The following is a 26,131-nucleotide window of genomic DNA, read 5'->3' on the forward strand; positions in this document are numbered from 1 at the left end:
AATACCCCGGAACTGGAGCCCGTTCGTGCCCACCACCCCGACCGTGGCCGTCATCGGCGCCGGGATCAGCGGCCTGACCGCCGGCAAGATCCTGCGCGACTACGGCGTCGACTACACGTGTTTCGAGTCGTCCGACCGGATCGGCGGCAACTGGGCTTTCGGCAACCCGAACGGGCACTCCAGCGCCTACCGGTCGCTGCACATCGACACGTCGAAGAGCCTGCTGTCGTTCGCCGACTTCCCGATCCCGGCGGACTACCCGGACTTCCCGCACCACTCGGACATCAAGAACTACCTGGAGGCCTACGCCGAGGCGTTCGACCTCAAGGCGCGGATCCGGTTCCGCACCCGGGTCGAGCACGCGCAGCGCCTCGACGGCGGCGGGTGGTCGCTGCGGACCGGGGACGGCGAAACCTCGCAATTCGACGTTCTCGTCGTCGCGAACGGGCACCACTGGGACCCGCGGTACCCCGACTTCCCCGGCGAGTTCGGCGGCGAGACCATCCATTCACACCACTACATCGACCCCCGCACGCCGCTCGACCTGTACGGCAAACGAATCCTCGTGGTCGGCATCGGCAACTCGGCGGCTGACATCGCGAGCGAGCTATCGCAGAAGAGCTACGACAACCAGGTCACGCTCTCGACCCGCTCGGGCGCGTGGATCATTCCGCGCTACATCCTCGGCCGGCCCGCGGACGTGCTCGCCCGCACGAAGCCGTATCTCCCGCTGTCGTGGCAGCGCCTCGTTCTGCGCAAGGCGCCGCTGCTGATCTCCGGCCGTCCCGAACGCTTCGGCCTGCCGCGGCCGAACCATCACTTCCTCGAAGCGCACCCGACAATGTCGAACGACCTGCTGCTCCGGCTCGGGTCCGGTGACCTCGTCGCGAAGCCGGACGTGCGCCGACTCGACGGCGAAGAGGTCGAGTTCGTCGACGGAACGCGCTCCACGTTCGACGTCATCATCTACGCGACCGGCTACAACATCACGTTCCCGTTCCTCGACCCCGAGTTCCTCTCGGCGCCGGACAACAAGATCCGGCTGTACAAGCGGATGTTCGTCCCGGGGATCGACGACCTCGTCCTTATCGGGTTCGCACAGGCGGTGCCGACGTTGTTTCCGTTCGTCGAGTGCCAGTCGCGGGTCCTCGGCGCCTACGTCGCCGGGTTCTACCGGCCACCGGACCCCGCCGAGATGGAGCGGGTGATCGACGCCGACAACGCCCGCTTCACCGGGCACGTCACCGATCGGCCGCGGCACACCCAGCAGCTCGACTACTTCGTCTACGAGCACGACGCGCGGACCAAGGAACTGCCCGCGGGGGCGGCGCGGGTGGCCGCGCAGGGTCCGGTGCCGTTGGCCGGGCGCGTCCGCACGGCGGCGACGTCGCGTGGGTGAGGTGACCCGCCTGCCGCGGGCGTCCGAGCGGCGGCGACCCACCGCCGCGGACGACAAGCGGCGGGCGATCCTCGCCGCCGTCGAGGAACTGTTGCAGGAGCGGCCACTGCAGGACATCAGCGTCAGCGACATCGCCGCGAAGGCGGGCGTCGGGCGGTCGGGCTTCTACTTCTACTTCGCGAGCAAGGGCGCCGCGGTGTCGGCGCTCCTCGGCGAGGTTTTCGACCTCATCGTCTCCGGGGCCGACGCGCTGCTCGGCGAACTGCGGTCCTCCCGGGCGCCCGCCGACGTCGTCCGCTCGGTGCTGGAGTGGACGTGGCGTTCGTGGCAGTCGCACCAGGTGCTGATTCTCGCGATGCTCGACGCGCGCGGTCTCGACGCCGGCGTCCGCGAACAGTGGGACGCGTGGAACGACCGCTTCGCCGTTCCCGTCGTCGCCGCGATCCTGGCCGGGGAGACCAAGCGCGCGGGCCGGACCGAGGCCGAGGTGCATGAGATCGTGCTCGCCCTGATCGGGGCCAACGAGCGCGCGTTCGAGCGTCTGAGCCGCAGCGGCGCGAACTCCGCACAGATCGATCGCACCCTGACCGCGCTCACCACGCTCTGGTCCGCCGGGCTGATTCCTTCGAGGGGCAGGACATGACCACCACCGACCGCAGCGTCGCTGCCGCTGCGCGGGCCGATGTCGAGGTGCTGACGTTCCCGTCCGGCACCGGGCAATGCGCCGCCGAGCACCACCGCGCGCAGACCGACAATCTCCGCACTGCCGCCGGCGTCCCCTACGTCGTGATGGCGCACGGCTTCGGCGCCACCGTCGACTCCGGTCTCTCCTCGTTCGCGCGGACGTTCGCGGCCGCCGGGATCGGCGTGCTCGCCTTCGACTACCGCGGGTGGGGCCGCAGCGACGGCGACCCGCGGCGGGTCGTCGACGTCGAGAGTCAGGTCGCGGACTTCCGGGCGGCGCTGCGGGCCGTCCGGGCCCGGGCGGACGCCGACCCCGAGCGTCTCGTGGCGTGGGGCTGCTCGCTCGCGGGCGGTCATATCTTCCGCGTTGCCGCCGAGGAGCCGCTCCTCGCGGCCGCGATCGCCGTGACGCCGGCGGTCGACGGGCCGGCCGCGCTGGGAAACATCGTGCGGCGCGACGGCGTCCACGCCCTCGGATCCGTGGCGCCGGCGCTGCGCGACGTGGTCGCGGCCAAGCGCGGGCGGCGCCCGGTCACGATCCCGATCGTCGGTGAGCCGGGAGCGACGGCTGTCATCACCGCTCCCGGTGCGTTCGCGCAGTACCAGGCCATCGCCGGGCCGACCTGGAACAACTCGGTGGCGGCCCGCTCGATGCTCGGGCTGGCGCGCTACCGCCCTGGCCGGCTCGCTTCCCGAATCCGCTGCCCGCTCCTCGTGCAGATCGCCGACCGAGACACGATCTCGCCGGTCGAACCGATCCGCGCGGCGGCCCGGCGCGCTCCGCGGTCGGAGGTCCGGCACTACCCGGGCGACCACTTCGACGTCTACCCGGGCTGCGCCCACCACGATGCGGTGACGGCGCACCAGGTCGCCTTCCTCCGCCGTCACCTGAACCCCCGTCAGAACAATTTGGGAGAGGTCTCGTGAGCACTCCCCTGATCGGTACCGCCGACGCGCTGACCCCTGAGTGGCTGGCGAGCGTCCTGACCACGCACGACGGGCGATCACCGTCGATCACGGCGGTTGACCTCCAGGCGATCGGCCAGGGTCAGCTCGGCGCCACCTACGCCGTCACGCCGACCTACGGCAGCGGCGGCGAGGGCTTCCCGGCCCGGGTCGTGGTGAAGCTCCCCGCGGCCGATCCGAACAGTCGTGCGTTCGCGCAGAACCTGGGCTGCTACGCCCGTGAGGTGGCCTTCTACACCGAGGCGGCGTCCCGCTTGGCGGTCCGGACGCCGCAGTGCTGGGCGGCGACCGTGTCCGAGGACGGTGCCGACTTCGTCCTCGTCCTCGAGGACCTCTCCCCCGCCCGGGAGTGCGGTCAGCTCGACGGGTGCGGGGTCGAGGAGGCGCGCGCGGCCCTGGCCCAGGCGGCCGCCCTGCACGCGTCGTCGTGGGGTGATGCCGAGCTCGCCCGGGCCGAGTGGCTGCTCACCGGCACGGGCGTCTGGCGTCACCTGAGCGCGAAGGCGCCGGCGACGGCGGAGGCGTTCGCGGAGCGCTTCGCCGGCCGGATGGACGACGCCACCGAGCGGGCGGTCGCCGGGCTCGCGAACGGCCCGGCCGCGGTGTGGGTCGAGCGGGGCATGCGGCCCCGGTGCGTGTGGCACAGCGACTTCCGGCTCGACAACCTGCTGTTCGACGCAGCCGGGGGCGCCGTGCCGCTCGTCGTCGTCGACTGGCAGAGCGTCACCTGGGCGGACGGCACGATCGACGCCAGCTACTTCCTCGGTGCCGGGATGCCCACCGAGCTGCGCCGCGAGCACCAGGAGTCGCTGATCCGCGGCTACCACGAGGCGCTCGTCGCGGGCGGCGTGCGTGACTACTCCTGGGACGAGTGCTGGGACGACTACCGCGCCCACGCGATCGCTGGTCTGCTCGTCGCCATCACTGCCGGCATGGGGACGACCCCCTCGCCCGAGGCCGACGCCCTGTTCCTCACCATGGCGTCGCGGCACGCTCAGCACATGCTCGACGTCGACACGCTCTCGCTGCTGGCCGCCGGATGAGCAAGGTGCCGCCCGACCTGCCCGAGCTCGGCTTCTACACCCTCGCCGGGCACACGAACTCGCCGCGGGACATGCTCGGCCAACTGCGGGAGGCCGAAGCGATCGGCCTCGGCGCGGCGTTCATCTCCGAGCGGTGGAACCTCAAGGAAGCGGTAACGCTCTCCGGGGCCGCGGCCGCGGCGAGCGAACGCATCGCGCTGGCGACGGCTGCGACCAACCACAACACCCGGCACCCGGTGATCACGGCGTCCTACGCCACGACGATGCACCGGCTCTCGGGCGGGCGGTTCACGCTGGGCCTCGGCCGGGGCATCGCCGCGCTCTTTAATCAATTCGGCCTGCCCAAGGTGACGATCGCTCAGTTGGAGGACTTCGCCGGCCTGATGCGGCGCCTGTGGCGGGGCGAGGTGATCGTCGACCACGACGGACCGGCCGGGCGCTGGGCGTTCCTCCACCTCGACGCCTCGTTCGACGAGGACATCCCGCTCGGCCTGACGGCGTGGGGCCCGAGGACGTGCGCCCTCGGCGGCCGCGCGTTCGACCAGGTCGTCCTGCACACGTTCTTCACCGACGAGACGCTGACCCGCTGCGTCGCCGCGGTCCGCGAGGCAGCGGAGCAGGCCGGCCGCGACCCCGCGGCGGTTCAGGTGTGGTCGGTGTTCGCAACGGTCCCGGGCGAGGTCTCGCGGGAGACCTACCTGCTCAAGGTCGTCGCCCGGTTGGCGACCTACCTCCAGCTCCCCGGCTACGGCGAGGGCCTCGTCGCCGCGAACCGCTGGGACCCGGCGATCCTCGAGCGTTTCCGCGCCGACCCCGTCGTCGCCGGTTTCGGCCGCAACCTGATCGACGCGGTGGGGACCCCGGACCAGCTCGAGCACATCGCGACGCTGCTCCCGCCGGAGTGGGTCGAGCCCGCCGCCTACGGCACCGGAGAAGACTGCGCCCGCGCCGTCCGCCGCCAGCTCGATCTCGGCGCCGACGGCGTCATCCTGCACGGCGCGACCCCCGCCGAGCTCACCCCCGTCGTCGCCGCCTACCGGCAACTGCCGTCGGCCTGACCCCACCTGTCCCACCAGGGGTGACACCCTTTACGGCGCCAGAAAGGGTGACACCCCTTACTGCGGAGTAAAGGGTGTCACCCCTTACTGGGCAGTAAGGGGTGACACCCTTTCTGAACAGCGGGCGCGTCAGATGCAGTCGAAGCGGGCGCCGGCGGGGGCGAAGAAGCCGCGGCTGTCGAAGCCCATCGCGGCGAAGCAGAAGTTCTCCTGGGCGTGGGGCTGGTTCAGGGTGTAGGTGGTGGCCGGAATGAGCCCGCCGAGAGTCTCCTTCTTCACCTTGCCGAGCCCGGTCAGGATCAGGTCGCGGGTGAGCGGGACGTCGCGCGCCGACGGGCCGAGGAGCTCGACCGCGCGCTCGAGCATCTTCGCGCTCGACCACGTGAGGGCGCTGGCGTTGTTGAACTCCGCCGTCGGGTTGTAGCGCGCCATCGCGGCCCGGTAGTCCTTGATCGCCTGGTTGTCGTCGGTCGAGGTGAACGGGAAGATCGGCGTGGCCATCGAGACCGTCGCCTTCTGCAGGTTCTTGTCGTTCGGGTCGAACGTCGCCTGGCTCGCGGTGATGACGATGGGGACGCCGAGCCCGACGGTCGCGCACGAGCGGGCGGTCCGCTGGACACCACCGGCGTCGCCGGCGAACACGACCGCCTTCGCCCCGGCGTTCTTCGCGGCCTGGCAGGCGGAGGTGAAGTCGTTCTGGGTCAGGGAGATCTGCGTCTGGTAGACGATCGACATCCCGAACTTCTTGGCGTAGCCGTCGCGGTCCAGGGTGTCCTTGAACGCCGTGCAGGCCGTGGACTCGACGCAGTAGAAGACGGCGAGCTTGTCCACGCGCTTGGACTGCAGCGCCTTGGCGGACCCGGCGAACTGCGCCTTCTCGATGCCGCCCACCGGGTACAGGTACGGCGAGAGATGCCAGTCCGGCGTGACCTGGTCGCCGCCGACGGACACGATCTTCGCCGACTCGACGCCCTTGCGGAACCCGACGATGTCGAGCGGGGCGTAGCTCGCGATCAGTGCGACCGCGTTCCGGGACTGGACCATCTCCTTGACCGCGGCCTCCGCCTTCGCGGGGTCCGAGGCGGTGTCCTTCTGAAACAGAGTCACCGGATGACAGCCGAGGCCGCCGCGGGCGTTCACGTCACGCACCCACACCGGGAGGGTCTGCACCGCGCCCTGGTTGTTCGCCCCGACCAGACCGCTGAACGCGCCGACCTGACCGATGACCACCGGCGGCCCCTGCTTCGCACACCCGGCGGCCACCGGGGTCTTGGCGCCGCCGGCGGCATTGGTCTTCGTCGCGCCGGACTTCGTGCCCGCGGCCGGGGTCGGGGTCGCCACCGCTCCCCCGTCCGGCACCGTCCCGCCGACGGGGACGTCGACGGCGGCGTCCGGCGCCGCGACGACGGCCCCGCTGCTGTCATCGGTCGACGCCGGAGCGGCGGCGGCCGCACTCGCCTGGGTCTGCGCGAGCTGCTCGGCCAGGCCGCCACTCTCGGCGGCGACCACGGCAGCGTGATCGGTCCGCGCACCGCAGGCGCTCAGGACGAGCGCTGCCGCACCGACGACGGCGGCGGCACGGAGAGCCCGACGGAACTCAGATGCAGTCAAATTTCGATCCCTGGGGTGCGTGGAAGCCGCGGTGGTCGAAGGCCATGGCGGCGTAGCACAGGTTCTCGGCGGCCTGCTTCTGGTTGTACGTGTAGGAGGTCGCCGGGATGAGCCCACCGAGGGTCTCCTTCTTGATCTTGCCGAGGCCCTGCATGATGTGGTCGCGTGTGAGCGGGACCTCGTGCACCGACGGGCCGAGCAGTTCGATCGCGCGCTCCAGCATCTTGGCGCTGGACCACGTCAGAGCAGCGGCGTGGTTGATGTCGGCCGTCGGGTTGTACCGCGCCATCGCGGTGCGGAAGGCCTTCTGCGCCTCGTTGTCCTGTTGGGTGAACGGGAAGATGGCCGACGCCATCGACACCGTCGCCTTCTGCAGGTTCTTGTCGTTCGGGTCGAACGTCGCCTGCGTCGCCGCGATGACGATCGGGACGCTCAGGCCGACGGTCGCGCAGGACCGGGCCGTGCGCTGGACGCCCCCGGCGTCACCGGCGAACACGACCGCCTTCGCGCCGGCGTTCTTCGCCGACTGGCAGGCCGAGGTGAAGTCGTTCTGCGTCAGGGACACCTGCGTCTGGTAGACGATGTCCATCCCGAACTTCTTGGCGTACCCCTCCTTGTCGAGGGTGTCCTTGAACGCCGTGCACGCCGTGGACTCGACGCAGTAGAAGATCGCGAGCTTGTCGACACCCTTGGCCTGCAGCGCTTTCGCGGACCCGGCGAACTGCGCCCGCTCGATCCCCCCGACCGGGTACAGGTACGGCGACATGTGCCAGTCCGGCGTCACCTGGTCGCCACCGATCGAGACGATCTTCGCCGACTCGACGCCCTTGCGGAACCCGACGATGTCGAGCGGCGCGTAGCTCGCCACCAGGGCGACCGCGCCGCGGACGTTGACCATCTCCTTGACCGCCGCCTCGGCCTTCGCCGGGTCCGAGGCGGTGTCCTTCTGAAACAGCGTCACGGGGTGGCATCCGATGCCGCCGCGGGCGTTCACGTCACGCACCCACACGGGGAGGGTGTTCACCGCGCCCTGGGTGTTCGCGCCGACCAGACCGCTGAACGCGCCGACCTGACCGATCACCACGGGCGGGCCCTGCTTCGCACACCCGGCCGCGACGGGTGTCTTGCCGGTACTCGCGCCGTTGGTGTTCGCCTTGCCACCGCCACCCGTGGCGGACGCGGCCGGCGTCGGGGTGGCGACCGTTCCCCCGGTGCTCGTCCCCGCCGCGACCGGGGCGTCGACGGTCTGGCCGGGCGCGACCGCGCCGACCCCGGCACCCGGGTCGGCGTCCGTCGTCGCGGGTGCGGCCGCGGCGTTGTTCGCCTGCGCCTCGGCCAGCCGCTGGGCGAGTTCGCCGCTCTCCGCGGCGACGACCGACGCGCGGTCCAGGCGGGAACCGCAGCCGGTGAGCACGAGCGCGACGGCGGCGGTGACGGCCGCCGTCCTCAGCAGACGGCGGTGCGAGGAACTGATGCGGATCACGGGACACTCCTCGTGGTCACGAGCGGCCGGGTCGGGGTGGGCTCCGACGTCCGGCCCGAGATGGGTCCGCCGCGGCCGAGCCGGTACTCGGAGTCGACCGCGCCGCGGGCGATCAGCTTCGAGATCCGGGTGGGCAGGTCGACCGCGGAGAGGATGGCGGCGACGCCGAAGATCAGCTGCAGCCACTGGGCGGGGGTCTCGCCGTCGATGTAGACGAGCGGGAGAATGCTGATGATCGGGGCGATCACCGCGGCCGAGAGCGTGCCCCGGCCGGCGAGCGAGAGCACCGCGAGAATCAGCAGCGAAGTCAGGTAGTGGTAGGAGTCGGCGCTGACCGACCCGAACACGCACGCCCCGAGCGCCCCGGAGAGCGCGGCGAGCGCGGCCGAGAGGCAGAACACCAGCGTGCGGGTGACGTTGACGCTCGTGCCGAGCGTCGCCAGCGCGATCGGGCTGTCGGCCATCGAGCGCAGCAGTCGGCCGAGCCGGGAGCGCTCGAGCGCGGCGACGGCCAGGATCGCGGCGACGCCGAACGCGAGGACGACGTAGTAGTAGGCCGTGTCCCCGGCGAGGCCGTCGGGCCGTCGCGTGGCCTGGCCCTGCGTCCCGAAGAACCAGTCCTTCGTGTACGCGTACTGCGCGAGCAGGATGCCGAAGCCGAGCGTCGCGAGGCCGAGGTAGAGCCCGGACAGTCGGATGGCGGGGATCGCGATGACCGCGCCGACGGGCACGGCGATCAGCGCCGCCCCGAGGACGGCCAGGCCCCACGGGAGGTCCTTGTCGAGCAACTGACCCACCATCGCGCCGCCGATCGCGGCGAAACCGACCTGACACAGGGAGATCTGGCCGGAGACCCGCACCAGCAGCACGAGGGAGAGGAACAGCAGCACCTGCGTCGCCGCGACCGTGTAGGACGACTGGTGCACGCCCCAGTACGTCGGCGCGAGCAGCGCCGCGACGGCGACGACCGACCAGCCGGTGACCTGCCGCCACGGCGGCGCGGTGCGGGAGCGGCCGGCGCCGCGCACCGGGCGGCCGAGTTCGACGAGCTTGCGGCGCGGCAGTACCAGCAGCACGACGAACAGCACGAGGAACGGGGTGTTGACGTCGAGGCCCTGCATCCAGGAGTGCTGGCTGGCCTCCTTGGACAGCACCGCCTGCAGCACGCCGATCGCGAGCCCACCGGCGTACGCCAGCGGCAGGTTGGTGAACGCGCCGATCGCGGCGGCGCCGAAGGCCTGCACGACGAGCAGCGAGAGGAACGTGACGTCGAGCTGCTGCTGCGCGCTGGCGAGCAGGATGCCGGACACCGCGGCGAACGAGCAGCCGATCAGCCACGCCATCCGCCGGACCCGCGCGGGACCGACGCCGCTGAGCCCGAGCAGGTCGGGGTCGTCGACGACGCCGCGCATCGCGCGCCCGAGCCGGGAGCGGTTGAAGAACGCGTAGAGCGCGACGGCCGAGAGCAGACCGAACACGACGACCACGACGTTCTCGGTCGTGACGTTGACGCCCGAGATCGTGAACGCCGTCTCCTGCTCCAGCAACGGCTCGAAGCGCTTGGCGGACGGACCGTAGAGCAAAGCGACCAGCGCCGGGATCGCGACGACGAGACCGACGGTCGCGACAAGTTTCTGACTGGTCGGCACATGAGCCAGCGAGCGGGCGAGCTGCTCCATCAGCAGACCGGCGACGACGCCGAACCCGAGGATCGCGACCGCGGCCGCCACCGGCCAGGGCACGCCGTGCTCCTGGCGCAACTGGTGGAAGCACACCGCGGCCGAGGCGGCGACCGCACCGTGGCCGACGTTGAGCACACCCGAGGTCTTGTAGGTGAGCACGAGGCCCATCGCGGCGACGCCGTAGATGGATCCGACGGTGACGCCGATGACGAGGAAGGGCAGGTAGTCGTTCACGCGCAGACCCCGCACGGCTGAAGGAGGGCCTCGTCCGCGGCGACGACCGTCTTGCCGCGCACCAGCAGGCAGTCGGCGCGGTGGTGGTGCGCCATCCCGGCGACGGTGACGCGACCCCGGTCGGTGGAGATGTTCTCTCCCCCGGTGGGTGCGGTGCGCGCCGCGATGCGCGCCCCGACCTGACGCCGCACCGCGCGCGCCTCGATGCGCACCCGCGCGAACCCGCGGTAGAGCCACACCCCGACACCGGCGCAGGCCACGACCACGCCGATCATCGCCAGCGCGGTCCAGGACATCTGGCTGTCCCAGTCAGTGGTGTCGCTCGCGCCGAACCACGCGAGCGCGACCAGCAGGACGCCGACGGCCAGCAGCACCGCGGTCGCGGTGAGGTCCGCCCGCGTCCACAGCGCGTCCGGCATCGGCCGCGCGGCACGGGCGGACCGAGGCTTGGCCCGGGTCCGCACGGCAGGCGTCGTCACCTGAGTACTCGTCATCGCGACGGGATCAGGCCTCGGCGTCGGACGCGGCCAGCTGCTCGCGCAGGGCGCGCAGCTCGCGCCACTCGTCACGGAGGTCGGCGGAGACCCACATCATCCCGGCGACCGCGCACAGCACGACGCCGCCGGCGCCGGCCGAGATGAAGTACGGCAGCTGCTCGGCCACGTAGGGGGTGTCACTGATCCCGATGTAGCCGACGACGAGCACGATCACCGCGCCGACGATGCAGGCCACCGCGATGGCCCGGTCCCACTGCGCCTTGAGCAGCGTCGGCAGATCCTGCTTGGTGGGGGCCTGCTGCACAGCAGTGTTCATGCGCGTACTCCTCGCCGGACGAGACCGGTGACCAGGACGCCGACGAGGCAGGCGCCCGCCAGCACGAGATAGATGTCGCCGACCCCGCCGCGGCGGAGGTCGTCGAAGTCGGGGATGACACCGCTGCCCGCGACCAGGGAGGTCGGGACCGTCCCGGGCGCCGCCGCCGGCAGGACGCCGGTGGAGGGCAGCGCGCCCGGCACGCCCGCCGCGTCGATCCCGGCCGGGGTGGTGTCGGCCGGCGTGACGGCGGCGTCCGTGCCCACCGGCGCGACGGCCGCCGCACCCTCAGGGATGACCTGCGCCGCGATCGTGGCGAAGGCGTGCCCGATGTCGAGCGTCAGCTTCGTCTCGCCACCGAAGAGCGGGTTGTCCGGCGGGGCCGGCATCATCGCGGTGAACGACAGGACGGGCGCGATGATCCCGGTGTCGGTCTCGCGGGCGGCCTGGTAGCTGCCCTCGATGCCGGCGGCCTTGAGCCCGTCGAAGAACACGTCGGTCGGGATCGGGGTCGCCTGACCTGCGCCCGCGGGTGGGAGCAGGTGGAACTGCCCGTCCCGGAAGGCGAACTCCGGGCCGACGTAGGTCGAGCCGTCGGGGGCGGCGAACTTCACGCCCGGCAGGCGCAGCGAGTCGATCTCCAGCAGCGAACTGCGCGTCAGCTTCGCGTCGGAACTCGAGCTCACCTTGGCGAGACTGCGGATCCCGTCGAAGGTCGCGAGGCCGGCGAGTGCGAGAGCCGACTGCCGCGCCTCGGCGATCGCGGTCACGCCCCCGTCGCTGAGGCGTTCGACGCGCGCCGTCGCGACGTAGCCGCTGGCGGCGCTGAGCGACTGCGCGCGCCCGGCGGCCATGCGGTCCGAACTCTCGGCGGCCAGCTCGACGCCGGGTGCGGTGACCGAGCGCGGCTCGTCGCCGAGCTCGCTGTTCGCGTAGAGCGGGTAGTCCGGCAGCGGCGGGAAGCCGGGCGCGAGCGCCCCGATCAGACCGGGGAGGCCGACGAGGCCGTCCCCCGGGTAGGGGAAGCTCGCGAGCGCGGACGAGCGCGGCAGCGCGGACAGCCGGGCCTGGGCGGTGGGGCCCGAGCCCTCCGGCACGACCCCGAGCGGGAAGTTCGGGTTGGACGCGGTGACCCACACGCCGTAGGCGGCGGCGGTGGCGTCGAAGGTCGTCTCGGCGCGGGAGTCGCCGGCGCCGGCGAGCACCGCCCCCGTGCACAACAGGCCGCCGGCCACCGCGACGGCGCCGACGCGGCGCAGCCGGGTGGTCACTGCGCCCCCAGGTAGCTGGCGAAGATGGCGGCGGAGTCGAGTTCGCCCGGCTCACCGGCGAAACTGACGGCCCCTCGATCGAGGAGGTAGACGTAGTCGGCCGCTTCGAGCGCGCGGGTGACGTACTGCTCGACGAGCAGCAGCGACGCCCCCTGACCGGCGAGCATGCGAAGAAACTCGAAGATCTCGTCGACGATCTTCGGGGCCAGGCCCATCGAGACCTCGTCGAGCAGGACCACCGACGGGGACTGCACGTAGGCGCGGGCGAGCGCGAGCATCTGCTGCTCGCCGCCGGACATCGTGCCGGCGACCTGGTTCATCCGCTGCCCGAGGCGCGGGAACGCGGCGACGGCCCGCTCGAGGGCGTCGGCCTCCTGGCCGGGACGGGCCTGGAGCAGGACGTTGTCCCGCACCGTCATCGTCGGGAAGACGCCCCGACCCTCGGGCACGTGGCACACGCCCCGGGCGACCAGGTCCTGCGGCGGGCGACGCGTCACGTCCTCACCGTTCAGGAGCATCCGGCCACCGGTCGGCCGGAGCAGACCGGACGCCACGCGCAACAGCGTCGTCTTGCCGGCACCGTTCGGACCGAGCAGCGCGACCACCGACGACGGCGGGACCGCGAGGGTCACACCCCGCAGAACCGTCACGCCGCCGTAGCCCGCGGAAATCCCGTCGAGCAGCAACACGAGGCGAACCTCCTTCCGACATCGTGAACGTAGACCACTTGGAGTCGACGTTCAAGATTGAAAGTTGGTTCTAAAAAATCGGGTCGGCGCGGCAGCATGACGGCCCGTGACGGGCCGTGAGGTCAGGCGGCCAGCAATTCCTCGATCGCGGCGAGCGCGGCGGCGAAACTCTGATCCTCGGCGGCACCGAGGTCGAGCGGGATCATCTGCGGCGATTCGCGGGCCAGGGTGAGCTCGGCGTCGACGAAGGTGACGTCGGTGATGCCGAGGTTGCTGACCGCATGCCGGAGCCACGGCTCGCGGTGGTCCCACCCCTCGCGCGGGGTGCCGGGGCCGTAGCCGCCACCGCGGGCGGTGACGACGACGAGCTTGGTCTCCGTCAGCCGGCCCAGTGTCCGCTCGGAGACGATCCGGTCGAACCACGCCTTGAAGGTGCTGGGGACGCTGAAGTTGTAGAGCGGCAGCCCGACGACGACGGTGTCGGCCGCGACCAGCTCGTCGATCAGCTCGGTGCTGACCTTGAACGAGTCGTTCTGCTCGGGAGTGCGGTCCGCCTCGGGAGTGAAGGCCGCGGTGAAGCCGGCCTCGTCGAGGTGCGGGATCGGATCGACGGCCAGGTCGCGGTAGGTGACCGTGCCGTCGGGGTGTGCTGCCGACCAGAGCTTGGCGTAGTGCGCGGAGAGGCGGCGGCTGCGTGAGCCCTCGGAACGGAGGGACGAGTCGAGGTGTAGGAGGTGAGCCATAGATAGTTTGTAGCACACACATGATTGTCGCGTCATCGATAGTTGCTCGACGCCGTACGCTGGGCTCATGGCGACGCCGAAGGTGGTGACCGACGAGCTGCGGGTGCTTCCCCTGCTCGACCACCTCGCACGCGTCGGACGCCGCGCCGCCGAGGCCGCGATGGCCCCGAGCGAGCTCCGGCCGCGGCACCTGGTCGCGCTCACGCTGCTCGCCGAGCACGGCCCGGTCGGTCAGCAGACTTTGGCCGAGACCCTGCATCTCGACCCCAGCAACGTCGTCGGGCTGCTCAACGAGCTCGAGGACCGGGACTTCGTGGTCCGCCGGCGCGACCCCGCCGACCGGCGCCGCCACATCGTCGAGCTCTCCCCCACCGGCGTCCGCGAGCTGCGGCGCCTCCAGCGCCGGCTCCGCACCGTCGAGGAAAGCCTGCTCGCCGGGCTCACCGTCGAGGAGCGGGCCACCCTGCACGGGTTGCTGACCCGTGCCGCGGGCACGCCGTCCTGTGCCGAGGCCGCCGTCGCGGAGCTGTGCACCGAGGCGGCGCTCGACTCCCCCGGTACCGGGAGCGCCTGCACCGAGTAGCTGTTTTTCCCTCCGGCCCGCGGGCAGTCCCGAGACATGGAGATCGGGTACACGCTGATGTGCGAGCAGGCCGGACCGCAGCAGCTGGTCCGGGACGCGGTGGCCGCCGAGGAGGCCGGGTTCGACTTCGCGGTGATCTCGGACCACTACTTCCCCTGGCTCTCCGAGCAGGGGCATTCCCCGAACGCGTGGTCGGTGCTCGGTGCCGTCGCCCAGGCGACCGAGCGCCTGCCGCTGATGACCTACGTGACCTGTCCGATCCGGCGCTACCACCCGGCGGTGGTGGCGCAGCTCGCCGCGACGACGGCGCTGCTCTCGGACGGACGCTTCACCCTCGACCTCGGGGCGGGCGAGAACCTCAACGAACACGTCGTCGGGGGCGGGTGGCCGCCGGTCGACGTCCGGCACGAGATGCTCACCGAGGCCGTCGAGATCATCTCGGCGCTGTTCACCGGCGAGTACGTCAACCACCGGGGCAAGCACTTCGACGTCGAGTCCGCAAAGCTCTTCGACGTCCCCGACACCCCGCCGCGGATCGGCATCGCGGCGTCCGGACCGCAGTCGTGCGAACTGGCCGGGAAGTACGGGGACCTGCTGATCGCCGTCGAGCCGAACGACGAGCTCGGCCAGGCGTTCGACGCCGCCGGTGGGGCGGGCAAGCCGCGCTACGGCCAGCAGCCGCTGAGCTACGACACCGACGCGGATGCGGCGGTGCGCCGGGCCCACGAGCAGTTCCGCTGGTTCGGCGCGGGCTGGAAGGTCAACGCCGAGCTGCCCGGCCCGGCGGCGTTCGACGCGGCGTCTCAGTTCGTCCGGCCCGAGGACGTCGCGGCCGCGATGCCGTGCGGCGACGACGTCGGCGCCGTCGTCAAGGCGTGCCGCGCGTGGGCCGACGCCGGGTTCACGCACCTGGCGCTGATCCAGATCGGCGGCGAGGCGCAGGAGGCCTACTTCCCGTGGGCCCGCGACGAGCTGCTCCCCGAGCTGCGCCGCGCGCTCGCTTAACTGTTGCGTCCGGCCGACTGGGGCCTATAGCCCACAGTTGGCCGGACGCAAGAAGCTGACGGAAGGTCAGGCGTACGGGTTCTCGTCCAGCAGGATCGTCTTGGTCTCGAGGTAGGACCGCAGCCCCTCGGTGCCACCCTCGCGGCCGATGCCGGACTGCTTGAAGCCGCCGAAGGCGATGCCCATGTCGAGCTTCATGTTGTTGTGGCCGACCGTGCCGGAGCGCAGGCGGGCCGCCACCGCCCGGGCGCGCGCGGCGTCCGGGGTGAAGACCGCGGCGTTGAGGCCGTAGATCGTGTCGTTGGCGATGTCGATCGCCTCCTCCTCGCTGTCCGCGGGGATGACCGACAGGACCGGGCCGAAGATCTCCTCCTGCGCGATCGTCTGCTTGTTGTTGACGTCCGCGAAGACCGTCGGCTCGACGTAGTAGCCACGCTCGAGGTGCTTCGGCCGGCCACCACCGGTGACCAGGCGCGCGCCCTCCTCGACACCCTTGGCGATGTAGCCCTCGACGCGGTCGCGCAGGCTGGCCGAGGTCAGCGGGCCCATGTGGGTCGCCGGGTCGAACGGGTCGCCGACGGTGACGGCGGAGAACGCGGCGGCGAGAGCCTCGGCGAACTCGTCGTGCTTCGAGCGCGGGACGACGATGCGGGTCAGCGAGGCGCAGACCTGGCCGGTGAGCAGGCACTCGGCCCCGGCGAGGGTCTGGGCGGCCTGCGCGATGTCGGCGTCGTCGAGGACGATGGCAGCCGACTTGCCGCCGAGCTCGAGGGTCACGCGGGCGATGCGCTCACCGGCGATCGACGCGATGCGGCGGCCGGCGGCCGTCGACCCGGTGAAGGCGATCTTGTCGACGCGCGGGTCGCGGACGAGCATCTCCGAGACCTGGCGGTCCGCGGTGACGACATTGAGGACGCCCGGCGGCAGGCCGGCCTCCTCCGCCGCCTCGGCGAGCAGGTAGCCGGCCGCGGGGGCCTCGGGCGACATCTTGAGGATCGCGGTGCAGCCGGCGATGAAGGCCGGGGCCAGCTTGATGGCGGCCAGGTCGAGCGGACCGTTCCACGGGACGATCGCCGCGACGACACCGACGGGCTCGCGCACGAGCAGCGCGTAGCTCGGCGGGAAGAGCGGGTTCGGCGTCGGCTGGACGTTCTCCTCGAACGGGTAGGTGTCGGCGAGGCTCGCGTAGTAGCGGAACAGGTCCGGGATGGACATCGCCATGAACTGCGAGATCGAGTGCAGGACGCCGGACTCACGCGGCCACAGGTCGGCGTAGATCTGCGCCTTCTCGGCGAGCTTGTCGGCGAGGGCGTTCATGTAGCCGGCGCGCTCGGAGTGCGACATCCGCGGCCACGGGCCCTTGTCGAACGCCTGCCGCGCGGCCTCCATCGCGGCTTCCATGTCGGCGGCCTGCGCCTCCGCGACGCTGAAGACGGCCCGCTCGGTGGTGGAGTCGATCACCTGGAACGCCGAGTCGGAGCTGGGGGTGACCCACTCGCCGTTGATGAAGAAGCGGTCAGTGCCCTTCAGCGGTACCTGGACGTCGTCGGTCAGGCTCATTGCGGTCCTCTCGTTCGGTGTTCCGGTGCGCGCCCGCGCGACCTGCCCGGAATCTACCCCGGTGTTGACACGCGCGTCAGCGGCTTCGGCGTCATCTAAACACGTTAGATATCGCCGCGGGAGGATGTCGCGGACTCCAGAGCGGGCTCTCAGCACGACGCGCGCCGGCGATCCGGCGAGAACCGCGCGAAATTCCCGCCGACCCTGCAACCTGGCAGGGCGCGCCGTCCGTATGGAGGGCGTCGGAGGGGGAACGGAATGCGCATTCGGCGCGGAGTCACGCGGGACGACGAGTTCGTCGCTTTCGTCCGTGACGCTTCACCCAGGCTCTGTCGCGTCGCCTACCTGGTGTGCGGCAACTGGCACCTGGCGGAGGACACCGTCCAGGCGTCCCTGGTCAAGCTGTACCTGAGCTGGGACCGCGTCGACCGGGACTCGGACCCCTGGTCGTACGCACGGCGAACCGTCGTCAACGCCGCGATCGACGAGAGCCGTCGGCCGTGGCGCCGTGAGACCGCGACCGACGTCCTGCCCGACGTCGCGGTCCCGACGCCGTCCGCGCTGGACGACCAGGTCGTCGAGGCGCTGTCCGCACTCCCCCGCGCGCAGCGCGCGGTGGTGGTGCTCCGCTACATCGAGGACCTCGACGTCGACACCGTCGCGCACGTCCTCGGCCTTCCCTCCGGCACCGTCAAGAGCCACGCCGCCCGCGGGCTCACCAGCCTCCGCGCCCGTCTGACCCCGATGGCGGTCGGCGCCTCCCACACCGAGGAGATCCGGTGAACAACGACTACGACCTCATCGAGCGGCTCCGCACCGCCGGCACCGCGACCCCGCCGTCCCGTCACACCCCGGACGTGGTGCTCGCCGCCGGCCGCAAGGCCCACAGCCGCCGCAGCGCCCTCCGCGTCAGCGGGGCGGCGCTCTCCCTCGCCGCCGTCGTCGTGGCCGGGATGCAGCTGACCCCCAGCAACTCCGGGCCCCAACTCGTGACCGCCGCGGGTGACGGCGCTTCCGCCCCTGCGGCCAAGCCCGCGCCCGCGGTCAAGCCGGCGCCGGTGTCGACGTCCGAGTTCGCCCCGGACGCCGACGCGACCAACGCCGCGATCCTGCAGAAGGCGATGGGCAAGGACTTCGCGATCGCCGAGGACCAAGCGCACGGCCGCGTGCTGCCGGGGACGAAGTCCGCGGCCGGCCTGCCGGGCGGGTACGCCGGCGTCGTCTCGTTGAACACGAGCGTGAGCAACGAGGCCGGCCTGGCCGCCATGTGCAAACCGATGGTGGAGAAGGGCGCGACGATCGACGGCTGCATCACCCGCTCTCTCCCCGACGGCCGCGAGATCCAGGTCAGCTTCTCCCGCTGGGCACCGACCGCGGCGCACCCGCAGGACACCGCCGGCGAGTCCGTCCGGGTGTACTTCCTCCAGCCGAACGGTCTGCTGACCTGGGCCGACCTCACCGCCTCGACGCTTGCCGACGAGAACACCGCGGCTTCCCGCGCCGCCGTCAAGACGTGGCTGGACTCGATGGTCGACCGCCTCGGCGCGGCGGCCGCGAACCCCGGCGTCGAGGCCCAGGGCTTCGACGGGGACCACTGCACGGTCACCGGCGACGTCTGGGACTGCAGCACCACCTGACCGCCGAACCACCCGACGGCGCCCGACTGACGCAGAGTCAGTCGGGCGCCGTCGCGGCGTGGAGGTGGGCCGAGCCGCTGCGGTGGATCGCGGTCCCCGCGGCGACGAGCAGCGCCCCGAAAGCGAGAAAGCCGAGATCCCAGCTCGGCGGGCGCCGAGGTCGTCGCGGACATGATGGACGCCGAGGATCTGGTGATCGACCAGGCCCTCGACCAGGTTGAACAGTCCCCAGCCGGCGAGCAGCAACCCGATGTGAAATCGCCAGCTCGGCGCGAGCCGGCGCTGCTGCCAGCCCCGGAGCGTGAGGACCGAGGCGACCAGGACGCAGACCCAGGTCGCGAGGTGGAACATTCCGTCCGCGAGGGTGTTCGCCTCCAGGCCCGCGAGCGTCGTCGTCGGGTAGTCGTCGACGTGGCTGACCATGTGGTGCCACTGGAGCAACTGGTGCAGGACGATCCCGTCGATGAAGCCGCCCAGCCCGATGCCGAACAGGAGGCCGGGCGCGATCGGGGCGTCGTCGGGACTGCGCACGGCCCTGCCGCTACCCGACCGGTTCTCCACCAATCAGGTCGAGGACCGCCAGGAGCCCCCATCCTGGTCGATCCCGCTCCAGTGAGCGACAAGGTTGAAACGGGTGAGGCGACTTCCGGCCTGGAAGTCGCCTCAGTTCTTTCAACCCTGTCGCTGGCTGGGGACTCAGCGGAATTGCGGGATCACCTTCTCGGCGAACAGCCGCATCGTCGTGGTGTCGGGGTAGTCGGAGCACCACGGGTAGAAGCCGGTGCACCCGAGGTCCCGGTAGGCGGCGATCTTCTCCGCGACCTGGTCGGGGGTGCCGACGAGGTTGCCCTCGCGCCAGGAGTCGAACTCCTCGCCCCAGGTGCTGCGGGAGCCGCCGTCGACGATCTCGGCCTCGGTCTCGCGGACGTGGATCTCCGGGGACCAGGTCTTCTCGATCTCGTCGTAGTCGCGGCCGACGTCGCGACAGTGGTTCTTCAGGATCTCGGCCTTCGCGGCCCACTCGTGGGGCTTGCCGCCCCAGTTGGAGGCGTCGGCGAGGCGGGCGACGATCCGGAGCGTCACCTTCTCGCCGCCCCCGCCGACGAGGACCTGCGGCCGGGCCTGGAGCGGCTTGGGGTCGCACTCGGCGCGGTCGAGTTGGTAGTACGCGCCGTCGTAGGAGAACGACGGTTCCTTCCACATCCCGGTCACGATCTCGATGCACTCGCGCATGGCGCGGAGACGGTCGCGGTTGGAGGCGAACTCGTAGCCGTACCCGGCGAACTCGTTGCGGTACCAGCCCGCGCCGATGCCCCAGATCAGGCGGCCGCCGGACATCACGTCGATGTTCGACGTGATCTTCGCGAGCAGCGCCGGGTTCCGGTACGGGTTGCAGCCGACCATCTGGCCGAGCATGATCCGCGACGTCCGCTGCGAGATCGCGGCCATCGTCGTCCAGCACTCGAACATGGCTTCCTGCGCCGGCTTCGGCACGTTGTGGAAGTGGTCGTAGACCCAGAGGGAGTCGTAGCCGAGTTCCTCGGCGAGCTGAGCGATCTCGACCGACTTGGCCCACTTGGCGGCCGGGTCCTCGATGGATTTCAGTTCCATCTTCCAGCCCTGCGGGATGAACACCCCGAACTTCATCGCAGTCATGCCCTCATCCTTCCCCGTCGCCGGCGCCCCAGTCGGCACGGCCTGGCCGTGCGCCGAGGACCCTTTTTGTCAATCCCCACTTTTGTCGACGGCGCATCAGGGACGTCGGAACTCCACCGGGTGGGTGGCACGAGACGACGGCGACCGGACGGACTAACTTCGGTGGGGCACACCCCCGGTACGACGCCCGTGGAGGCACCGCATGCGCGTTCCCCTGATCGTGTCCGACTTCCTCGACCGGGCGGTGACCGCCTTCGGGGACTCCACCGCGATCGTCGACGAACCCGACCAGCCCGCCGCGCCGGTGGCGACCACGACCTACCGTCAGTTCGGCGAGCGGGTGCGGGCGTGGCAGGCGGGTCTGGACGCGCTCGACGTCGAGCCGGGGGCGCGTGTCGCGGTCGTCAGCCACAACTCGGCACGACTGCAGGAGCTGCTGCACGCGGTGCCCGGCACCGGGCGGATCTGCGTCCCCATCAACTTCCGGCTGCGGCCGCACGAGGTGCAGTTCATCGTCGACCACTCCGAGGCCGACGTCCTGTTCGTCGACCCCGAGCTGGACGCGGACCTGAAGGACGTGAAGGGCGCACGGCACCGCTTCGTCCTCGGTGAGGAGAGCGAATCGGTTCTGCGCTTCGGCGTCGAGCCGCGCCCGTGGGCGGCACCCGACGAGGACGCGACCGCCACGATCAACTACACCTCGGGCACGACGGCATCGCCGAAGGGCGTCCAGCTGACCCACCGCAACATCTGGATCAACGCGGTGACGTTCTCGATGCACGTCCGCCTGTACGAGCGCGACGTCCTCATGCACACGCTGCCGATGTTCCACTGCAACGGCTGGGGCATGCCCTACGCGACCGTGGGCCTCGGCGCGACCAACGTCGTCATCCGCAAGATCGACGGCGCCGAGATCCTGCGCCGGGTCGAGCGGCACGGCGTCACGATCATGTGCGGCGCCCCCGCGGTCTGGGCGGCGACGCTCGACGCGGCGCCCGAGTTCGACCCGGTCCCTGGCCGCGACCGGGTCCGGATCGTCGTGGCCGGCGCTCCCCCGCCGTCGCGCACGATCCAGCGCATCGGCGACGAGCTCGGGTGGGAGTTCAACCAGATCTACGGCCTCACCGAGACCGCGCCGCTGCTGACCGTCAACGTCCCCGACCCCGCGGACGACGACGCGCCCGGCGAGGAGAAGGCCCGCAAGATGTCCCGCGCAGGCAAGCCGGCCCTGGGCGTCAAGCTGCGGATCTCCGACGACGGCGAGGTGCTGGCGCGTTCGAACGTCGTCATGGCCGGGTACTGGCGCAACCCGGACGCGACGGCCGAGGCGATCGAGGACGGCTGGTTCCACACCGGCGACGGCGGCTCGATGGACGAGGCCGGTTACCTCACCATCGGCGACCGCAAGAAGGACATCATCATCACCGGCGGCGAGAACGTGAACTCGATCGAGGTCGAGGACACCCTCTTCTCGCACCCGGCCGTCGCGGAGGTCGCGATCATCGGCGTCCCGTCGGAGAAGTGGGGCGAGACCATCAAGGCGCTCGTCGTCCTCGCGCCGGGCGCGGAGGTCACCGAGGCCGAGCTGATCGCGCACTGCAAGGAGCGCCTCGCCGGCTACAAGGCGCCGACGTCGGTGGAGTTCCGCAAGGAGATCCCGCGCACCGCGACCGGCAAGATCCAGAAGTTCAAACTGCGCGAGCCGTACTGGAAGGAGCTGGGCGGACGCCAGGTGAACTGAATGACGGAGGCTCAGGATCGCTGCGCGCTGCTGGTTCGACGGTTCCGCCGCGAACCCGATGCCAGCGCGCGCTCGCTCCTGGTCACGATCTTCGGTGACTCCGTCGCCCCGCGCGGGGGCGAGGTGTGGCTGGGGACGCTGTCGCGTCTGGTCGAGCCGCTCGGCATCAACGACCGGCTCGTCCGGACGTCGCTGCAGCGGCTCGTCACCGACGGCCTCGTGGTCAACCGGCGCGACGGGCGCCTGAGCTTCTACTCGATCGCGCCTGCGGCCCGGAACGAGTTCCGCGAGGCGGACCGCCGGATCTACTACCCCCGCACCGCGACGCCGTGGGACGGGCGGTGGACGGTCGCCGTCGAGTCGCCGGGGCTGCCGACGGGCGAGCGGACGGCGCTGCGCCAGCAGCTCGCCTGGCTCGGCTTCGGTTCGCTCAACCCGCCGGTGCACGTGTGCCCCCTCGACCGGACCGAGGAGCTGCAGCAGCTGCTCGCCGACCTCGGCCTGGCCGACCACGTCGCGGTCTTCCGCGGCGAGGTCGCCCCGGGCGGCCGCTCGACCAAGGACCTCGCGCGGGCGCTGACCGGCGGGCTGCGGGAGCTCGAGCCGGCGTGGAAGGCGTTCCTGCGGCGGTTCGGCCCGCTCGCGGAGTCGCTCGACGGTCGCACTCCCCCGGACATGGACCCCGAGGACGCGTTTCTGACGCGGACTCTGCTCGTGCACGCATACCGCCGCGTCGTGCTCCGCGAGCCCGAACTGCCCGCCGAGCTGTGGCCCACGGGCTGGGTCGGCGAGCAGGCCTACGCCGTCGCGGCCACCTGTTTTGCCGCCCTCGCCGAGCCCGCGGACGCGCACCTGGAGAGCGTCGTCGCCGCCGCCGGGCTGGAGGTCGCGCCGGTCGACCCGGCGTACACCGGACGCTTCGCCGCGGCCCGCGCCCTCTTGACATGACCCGCTGACCGCGGATTCGATACGCAGATCGCACCAACTTCGCGGTTTGGTGTGTCATGTCTGCCCGGCCGGGAGGCGCCATGGGTGAGCTCGGACGACGTCGACTCCTGCAGCTGATCGGCGGCGCAGGCCTGGGCACCGGCGCCGGACTGCTGACGCCGGGCGTGGCCGCGGCCGCACCCGCGCCGGACGCGGCCAGGGGCGCCGCGTCGCTGCGGACCCGACTGACGCAGCAGTACGGCATCACCTACCCGATCGTGAACGCCGGCATGGCGTTCTACGCGACGCCCGAACTCGCGGCCGCGGTCACCAACGCCGGCGGCCTCGGCTGCCTCGGGCCGATGCCCGAGACCCCGGAGGGCATGCGCAAGCAGATCCAGGAGACTCGCGCGCTGACCAAGGGCCCGTTCGGCGTCGACTTCGTGTACTTCCCGCTCGCGAACAGCACGCTGTACACCCCCGGCTACGAGGCCGACGACGAACACATGGCGCGCAACGCGACGTGGTCGGTCAACGACCTGCACATCGACGTCGTCATCGAGGAGAAGGTCGACTTCGTCGTCTGGTACTGGACGAAGCCCGAGGCGCGGTGGGTCCGGAAGCTCAAGGACGCCAAGATCCCGCAGTGGGCGCAGGTCGGCAGCGTCGCGGGTGCTCTGGAGGCGGCCGAGTACGGCGCCGAGGTTCTCATCGCCCAGGGCAAGCAGGGCGGCGGGCACGTGCGCGGGTTCCAGGACGGCGACCCGCTGCACCGCTCCGAGCTCGTCCCGATGGTCCGCAAGGCGGTGCCGAAGAACGTCCTGGTCCTCGGCTCCGGCGGCATCGCGGACGGGCGCACGCTCGCGAACGCGCTGTCGGAGGGCGCGGACGGCGGCTGGGTCGGGACCCGTTTCGCCGTCAGCAAGGAGTCGTTCGCGCATCCCGAGTACATGCGCCGCGTCATCGCGGTGAAGGACGGCTGGAGCCAGACGACCCCGACCGCGATCTTCGGCCCCGAGTTCCCCCACGCGTACACGCGCTCGATCGTCAACCGCGTCCTGACGGAGTGGAAGGGCAAGGAGGATCAGATCCCGGTGCCCCCGCCGCCGGCCCCGTTCGTCGGCACGGCTCGCCTGATGCCGTGGACCGTCCCGGGCGGCATCCCCTACGCGATGCCGAAGTTCAGCGTCATCATCCCGACGCGCCTGTCCGAGGGCGACTTCGACGAGATGTGCCTGCTCGCCGGCTCGGAGTCGAGCGAGATCATCGACTCCGTCGAACCCGCCGGGAAGATCGTGCGCGACATGGCCACCGAGGCCGCCGCGATCCTCGGCCGCAAGCGCCGCTGACCCCGTCGTGAAAAAAGGGTGTCACCCCTTACTGCGCAGTAAGGGGTGACACCCTTTTCTCACGACCGAACGGTCAGGCGGGGCGGCGGGCGACCATGTTCATCGCCTTCATCGACATGACGACGACGGCGTCCTGATTCAGCAGCTCGCCGAAGCTGAAGATCAGGCCGCGGTCGGGCTTGGAGCGGGACGGGCGGGCCTCGGTCGTCGTCACCCGCAGGCGGAGCTCGTCGCCGGGGCGGACGGGCGCGGGCCAGCGAATCTCGTCGACTCCCGGGGACGCCAGGCTCGCGTTGTGCGTCAGGTAGTGGTCGGCGAACATCCGCATGCACAGGCCGGACGTGTGCCAGCCGCTCGCGATGATGCCGCCGAACGGGCCGCGCTTCGCGTAGTCCGGGTCGATGTGGATCGCCTGCGGGTCGAAGCGCATCGCGTACTCGACGATCTCGTCCTCGGTCAGCCCGAGGGAGCCGTAGGTGAAGGCGACTCCGACGGGATAGTCCTCGAAGAACCGGTCGTCGACGGGGGCCTCGAAGTCGGGACCGAGGGCGCGGGTGGTGGGGGCGGGGCGGGAGACCATGGCTCCAGTTTGGCGGACCGGTGCAGACACGTAGCGGCCAGGATCACCGCGACGAAGAACGCGAGCCCCGCGACACCGAGCGCGTATCGCAGTTGCAGGACGACGTCGTCGCCGGCACCGACGAGCCCGCCGAGCACCGCGATGCCGATGACGCTGCCGGTCTGCCGCGAGGCGTTGATGACTCCGGCCGCGAGACCCGCGTGGTGCACCGGCACCGCGTCGGTCAGCGCGGCGGTGACCGCGGGCATCGTCAGGCCCATGCCGACGCCGGTGACCGTCAACGTCAGGACCAGCACGGCGTAGGGGACGTCGCCGGCGAGCATCGTCGCGGCGATGCCGGTCCCGGTGAGGAACATGCCGAGGCACGCAGTGCCCGTCGGGCCGCCGGCGCGGGCGCTCCAGCGGGCGGAGGACGCCGCGCCCGGGATGATCCCCGCGACCTGGGGCAGCAGCGCGAAGCCCGCCTCCAACGGAGACATCCCCCGCTCGTTCTGGAAGTACAGCGTCAGGACGAACAGCGGGCCGTAGAACCCGAAGTTGATGAGGACGCCGATGACCGCGCCGCCCGCGACCGCCGGTTCGCGGAACAGGTGCAGCGGCAGCATCGGCTCGGGGACCCGGGTCTCCACCGCGAGGAACGCCAGCGCGCCCACGACGAACACGGCGGCGGCCGCGACGACGACCGGCTCGATCCCCGCGTGCGCACCCTCGATCAACGCGACGGCCAGGGCGCCCAGGGTGACGACGGCGAGCAGTTGCCCGGTCACGTCCAGGGCGCGCGGGATGCCCTGCCCGCGCGGGACGTGACGGGCGGTCAGCGCGAGCACGAGCAGTCCGAACGGCACGTTGACCAGGAACACCGACCGCCACGACCACACCTCGACGCCGAGGCCGCCGACGACGGGGCCGGCGGCCGCGCCGAAGGCGGCGATCAACGCCCACAGCCCGATCGCCCGCCGGCGCAGGCCGGGGTCGGCGTACCCGGCACGGACCAGGGCGAGCGAGGACGGCACGCACAACGCCGACGCCGCACCCTGCAGCGCCCGGGCGCCGATCAGCGTCCCCGTCGTCGGTGCGAGCCCGCAGGCGAGCGAGGCGAGGGTGAACAGCGCGATGCCGACGTGGAACACCGTCCGCGCGGTGTACCGGTCGCAGAGCGCGCCCCCGGTGAGGATCCCCGCCGCGAGGACGACGAGATAGCTGTCGACCACCCACTGCAGGCCGGCGAGGTTGGTGTCGAGGTCGTCGCGGATCGGCGGCAGCGCGACGTTCACGATCGTCGTGTCGAGGATGACCATGAAGTAGCCCAGGCAGGCCGCGACCAGGGCAGGCGTCAGGACACGTTCCGGGCCGGACCTCTCGACACGGCGGTCGGCGGGCGGTTCCATCGCTCTCACCATGACACAGCCCTAGGTTG

The 26,131-nt window shown here is 71.4% G+C and carries 24 protein-coding genes and 2 pseudogenes; 13 read left to right on the forward strand and 13 right to left on the reverse strand.

The annotated features are described in order from the left end of the window. The first annotated feature begins 25 nt into the window (after positions 1 to 25). The 5 genes from ABD401_RS08715 to ABD401_RS08735 are packed head-to-tail and all read left to right on the forward strand — an operon-like array spanning position 26 to position 5,150. Positions 26 to 1,399 (forward strand): flavin-containing monooxygenase, encoded by a 1,374-nt coding sequence (locus ABD401_RS08715; protein WP_344603681.1) that lies wholly within the window; start codon positions 26 to 28, stop codon positions 1,397 to 1,399. Further along, on the forward strand, positions 1,392 to 2,042 hold the full coding sequence (locus ABD401_RS08720; RefSeq protein WP_344603683.1) for a TetR/AcrR family transcriptional regulator: 651 nt from the start codon (positions 1,392 to 1,394) through the stop codon (positions 2,040 to 2,042). Before ABD401_RS08715 ends, ABD401_RS08720 begins: the two co-directional genes overlap by 8 nt. Next, the gene (locus ABD401_RS08725; protein WP_344603685.1) at positions 2,039 to 3,010 is read left to right on the forward strand and encodes an alpha/beta hydrolase; all 972 of its coding nucleotides are present in this window, start codon (positions 2,039 to 2,041) and stop codon (positions 3,008 to 3,010) included. Before ABD401_RS08720 ends, ABD401_RS08725 begins: the two co-directional genes overlap by 4 nt. Continuing rightward, positions 3,007 to 4,092: a phosphotransferase gene (locus ABD401_RS08730; protein WP_344603687.1), complete on the forward strand. Its 1,086-nt coding sequence runs from the start codon at positions 3,007 to 3,009 to the stop codon at positions 4,090 to 4,092. The genes ABD401_RS08725 and ABD401_RS08730 overlap by 4 nt, the downstream gene beginning before the upstream one ends. Then, positions 4,089 to 5,150, forward strand: a complete 1,062-nt coding sequence (locus ABD401_RS08735) for a TIGR03857 family LLM class F420-dependent oxidoreductase (RefSeq protein ID WP_344603689.1) — start codon at positions 4,089 to 4,091, stop codon at positions 5,148 to 5,150. Before ABD401_RS08730 ends, ABD401_RS08735 begins: the two co-directional genes overlap by 4 nt. Positions 5,151 to 5,279: 129 nt before the next feature. Here the strand turns inward: ABD401_RS08735 and ABD401_RS08740 are convergent, their stop codons facing one another. From ABD401_RS08740 to ABD401_RS08775, 8 genes are all read right to left on the reverse strand, one after another. After that, on the reverse strand, positions 5,280 to 6,761 hold the full coding sequence (locus ABD401_RS08740) for an ABC transporter substrate-binding protein (RefSeq protein WP_344603691.1): 1,482 nt from the start codon (positions 6,759 to 6,761) through the stop codon (positions 5,280 to 5,282). Further along, entirely contained in the window at positions 6,748 to 8,244 is a 1,497-nt protein-coding gene (locus ABD401_RS08745) for an ABC transporter substrate-binding protein (protein WP_344603693.1), read from the reverse strand. The genes ABD401_RS08740 and ABD401_RS08745 overlap by 14 nt, the downstream gene beginning before the upstream one ends. Continuing rightward, complete coding sequence (locus ABD401_RS08750; RefSeq protein WP_344603695.1) at positions 8,241 to 10,160, reverse strand: branched-chain amino acid ABC transporter permease; 1,920 nt, start codon at positions 10,158 to 10,160, stop codon at positions 8,241 to 8,243. Before ABD401_RS08750 ends, ABD401_RS08745 begins: the two co-directional genes overlap by 4 nt. Next, entirely contained in the window at positions 10,157 to 10,639 is a 483-nt protein-coding gene (locus tag ABD401_RS08755; protein ID WP_344603697.1) for a hypothetical protein, read from the reverse strand. Before ABD401_RS08755 ends, ABD401_RS08750 begins: the two co-directional genes overlap by 4 nt. A 25-nt stretch (positions 10,640 to 10,664) precedes the next feature. Further along, positions 10,665 to 10,973, reverse strand: coding sequence for a hypothetical protein (locus tag ABD401_RS08760; protein WP_344603699.1), 309 nt, complete (start codon positions 10,971 to 10,973; stop codon positions 10,665 to 10,667). Continuing rightward, complete coding sequence (locus ABD401_RS08765) at positions 10,970 to 12,244, reverse strand: hypothetical protein (RefSeq protein WP_344603701.1); 1,275 nt, start codon at positions 12,242 to 12,244, stop codon at positions 10,970 to 10,972. The genes ABD401_RS08760 and ABD401_RS08765 overlap by 4 nt, the downstream gene beginning before the upstream one ends. Beyond that, the gene (locus ABD401_RS08770) at positions 12,241 to 12,933 is read right to left on the reverse strand and encodes an ABC transporter ATP-binding protein (RefSeq protein ID WP_344603703.1); all 693 of its coding nucleotides are present in this window, start codon (positions 12,931 to 12,933) and stop codon (positions 12,241 to 12,243) included. The genes ABD401_RS08765 and ABD401_RS08770 overlap by 4 nt, the downstream gene beginning before the upstream one ends. Positions 12,934 to 13,055: 122 nt before the next feature. Next, complete coding sequence (locus ABD401_RS08775; protein WP_344603705.1) at positions 13,056 to 13,676, reverse strand: FMN-dependent NADH-azoreductase; 621 nt, start codon at positions 13,674 to 13,676, stop codon at positions 13,056 to 13,058. A gap of 67 nt (positions 13,677 to 13,743) precedes the next feature. Here ABD401_RS08775 and ABD401_RS08780 point away from each other — a divergent pair, with 67 nt between their 5' ends. After that, complete coding sequence (locus ABD401_RS08780) at positions 13,744 to 14,259, forward strand: MarR family winged helix-turn-helix transcriptional regulator (protein WP_344603707.1); 516 nt, start codon at positions 13,744 to 13,746, stop codon at positions 14,257 to 14,259. 36 nt (positions 14,260 to 14,295) lie between these two features. Continuing rightward, the gene (locus ABD401_RS08785; protein ID WP_344603710.1) at positions 14,296 to 15,264 is read left to right on the forward strand and encodes an LLM class F420-dependent oxidoreductase; all 969 of its coding nucleotides are present in this window, start codon (positions 14,296 to 14,298) and stop codon (positions 15,262 to 15,264) included. A 66-nt stretch (positions 15,265 to 15,330) separates the two neighbouring features. Here ABD401_RS08785 and ABD401_RS08790 read toward each other — a convergent pair whose 3' ends face one another. Next, the gene (locus ABD401_RS08790; RefSeq protein ID WP_344603712.1) at positions 15,331 to 16,824 is read right to left on the reverse strand and encodes an aldehyde dehydrogenase; all 1,494 of its coding nucleotides are present in this window, start codon (positions 16,822 to 16,824) and stop codon (positions 15,331 to 15,333) included. Between the two features lie 258 nt (positions 16,825 to 17,082). Here ABD401_RS08790 and ABD401_RS08795 point away from each other — a divergent pair, with 258 nt between their 5' ends. Continuing rightward, positions 17,083 to 17,607, forward strand: a complete 525-nt coding sequence (locus ABD401_RS08795; protein WP_344603714.1) for a SigE family RNA polymerase sigma factor — start codon at positions 17,083 to 17,085, stop codon at positions 17,605 to 17,607. Beyond that, positions 17,604 to 18,461: a hypothetical protein gene (locus tag ABD401_RS08800; RefSeq protein WP_344603716.1), complete on the forward strand. Its 858-nt coding sequence runs from the start codon at positions 17,604 to 17,606 to the stop codon at positions 18,459 to 18,461. The genes ABD401_RS08795 and ABD401_RS08800 overlap by 4 nt, the downstream gene beginning before the upstream one ends. Positions 18,462 to 18,498: 37 nt before the next feature. Here ABD401_RS08800 and ABD401_RS08805 read toward each other — a convergent pair. Further along, positions 18,499 to 18,992, reverse strand: a pseudogene (locus ABD401_RS08805) (DUF2243 domain-containing protein). On the opposite strand from ABD401_RS08805, the gene ABD401_RS08810 reads away from it, so the two are divergent. Continuing rightward, positions 18,925 to 19,077 carry a hypothetical protein gene (locus ABD401_RS08810; RefSeq protein WP_344603771.1) on the forward strand — a complete coding sequence of 51 codons (153 nt, stop codon included), beginning with the start codon at positions 18,925 to 18,927 and terminating at the stop codon, positions 19,075 to 19,077. The pseudogene ABD401_RS08805 and the gene ABD401_RS08810 overlap by 68 nt on opposite strands. 80 nt (positions 19,078 to 19,157) lie before the next feature. On the opposite strand, the gene ABD401_RS08815 is transcribed toward ABD401_RS08810, so the two are convergent. Continuing rightward, positions 19,158 to 20,117 carry a TIGR03560 family F420-dependent LLM class oxidoreductase gene (locus ABD401_RS08815; RefSeq protein WP_344603717.1) on the reverse strand — a complete coding sequence of 320 codons (960 nt, stop codon included), beginning with the start codon at positions 20,115 to 20,117 and terminating at the stop codon, positions 19,158 to 19,160. Positions 20,118 to 20,319: 202 nt separating this feature from the next. Here ABD401_RS08815 and ABD401_RS08820 point away from each other — a divergent pair, with 202 nt between their 5' ends. The 3 genes from ABD401_RS08820 to ABD401_RS08830 all read left to right on the forward strand — a co-directional run bounded on the left by ABD401_RS08820 (position 20,320) and on the right by ABD401_RS08830 (position 24,134). Further along, positions 20,320 to 21,858, forward strand: a complete 1,539-nt coding sequence (locus ABD401_RS08820) for an AMP-binding protein (protein WP_344603718.1) — start codon at positions 20,320 to 20,322, stop codon at positions 21,856 to 21,858. Next, entirely contained in the window at positions 21,859 to 22,806 is a 948-nt protein-coding gene (locus ABD401_RS08825) for a PaaX family transcriptional regulator (RefSeq protein WP_344603720.1), read from the forward strand. Between the two features lie 80 nt (positions 22,807 to 22,886). Continuing rightward, on the forward strand, positions 22,887 to 24,134 hold the full coding sequence (locus ABD401_RS08830) for an NAD(P)H-dependent flavin oxidoreductase (RefSeq protein WP_344603722.1): 1,248 nt from the start codon (positions 22,887 to 22,889) through the stop codon (positions 24,132 to 24,134). A 73-nt stretch (positions 24,135 to 24,207) separates the two neighbouring features. Here ABD401_RS08830 and ABD401_RS08835 read toward each other — a convergent pair whose 3' ends face one another. Both ABD401_RS08835 and ABD401_RS08840 read right to left on the reverse strand, forming a co-directional pair. Continuing rightward, complete coding sequence (locus ABD401_RS08835; RefSeq protein WP_344603724.1) at positions 24,208 to 24,714, reverse strand: MaoC family dehydratase; 507 nt, start codon at positions 24,712 to 24,714, stop codon at positions 24,208 to 24,210. A 17-nt stretch (positions 24,715 to 24,731) separates the two neighbouring features. Beyond that, positions 24,732 to 26,114: pseudogene (locus ABD401_RS08840) on the reverse strand (MFS transporter); the annotation flags it as partial. Positions 26,115 to 26,131: the final 17 nt, after the last annotated feature.

Source organism: Sporichthya brevicatena (genome assembly GCF_039525035.1).
GTDB classification, from domain to species: domain Bacteria; phylum Actinomycetota; class Actinomycetes; order Sporichthyales; family Sporichthyaceae; genus Sporichthya; species Sporichthya brevicatena.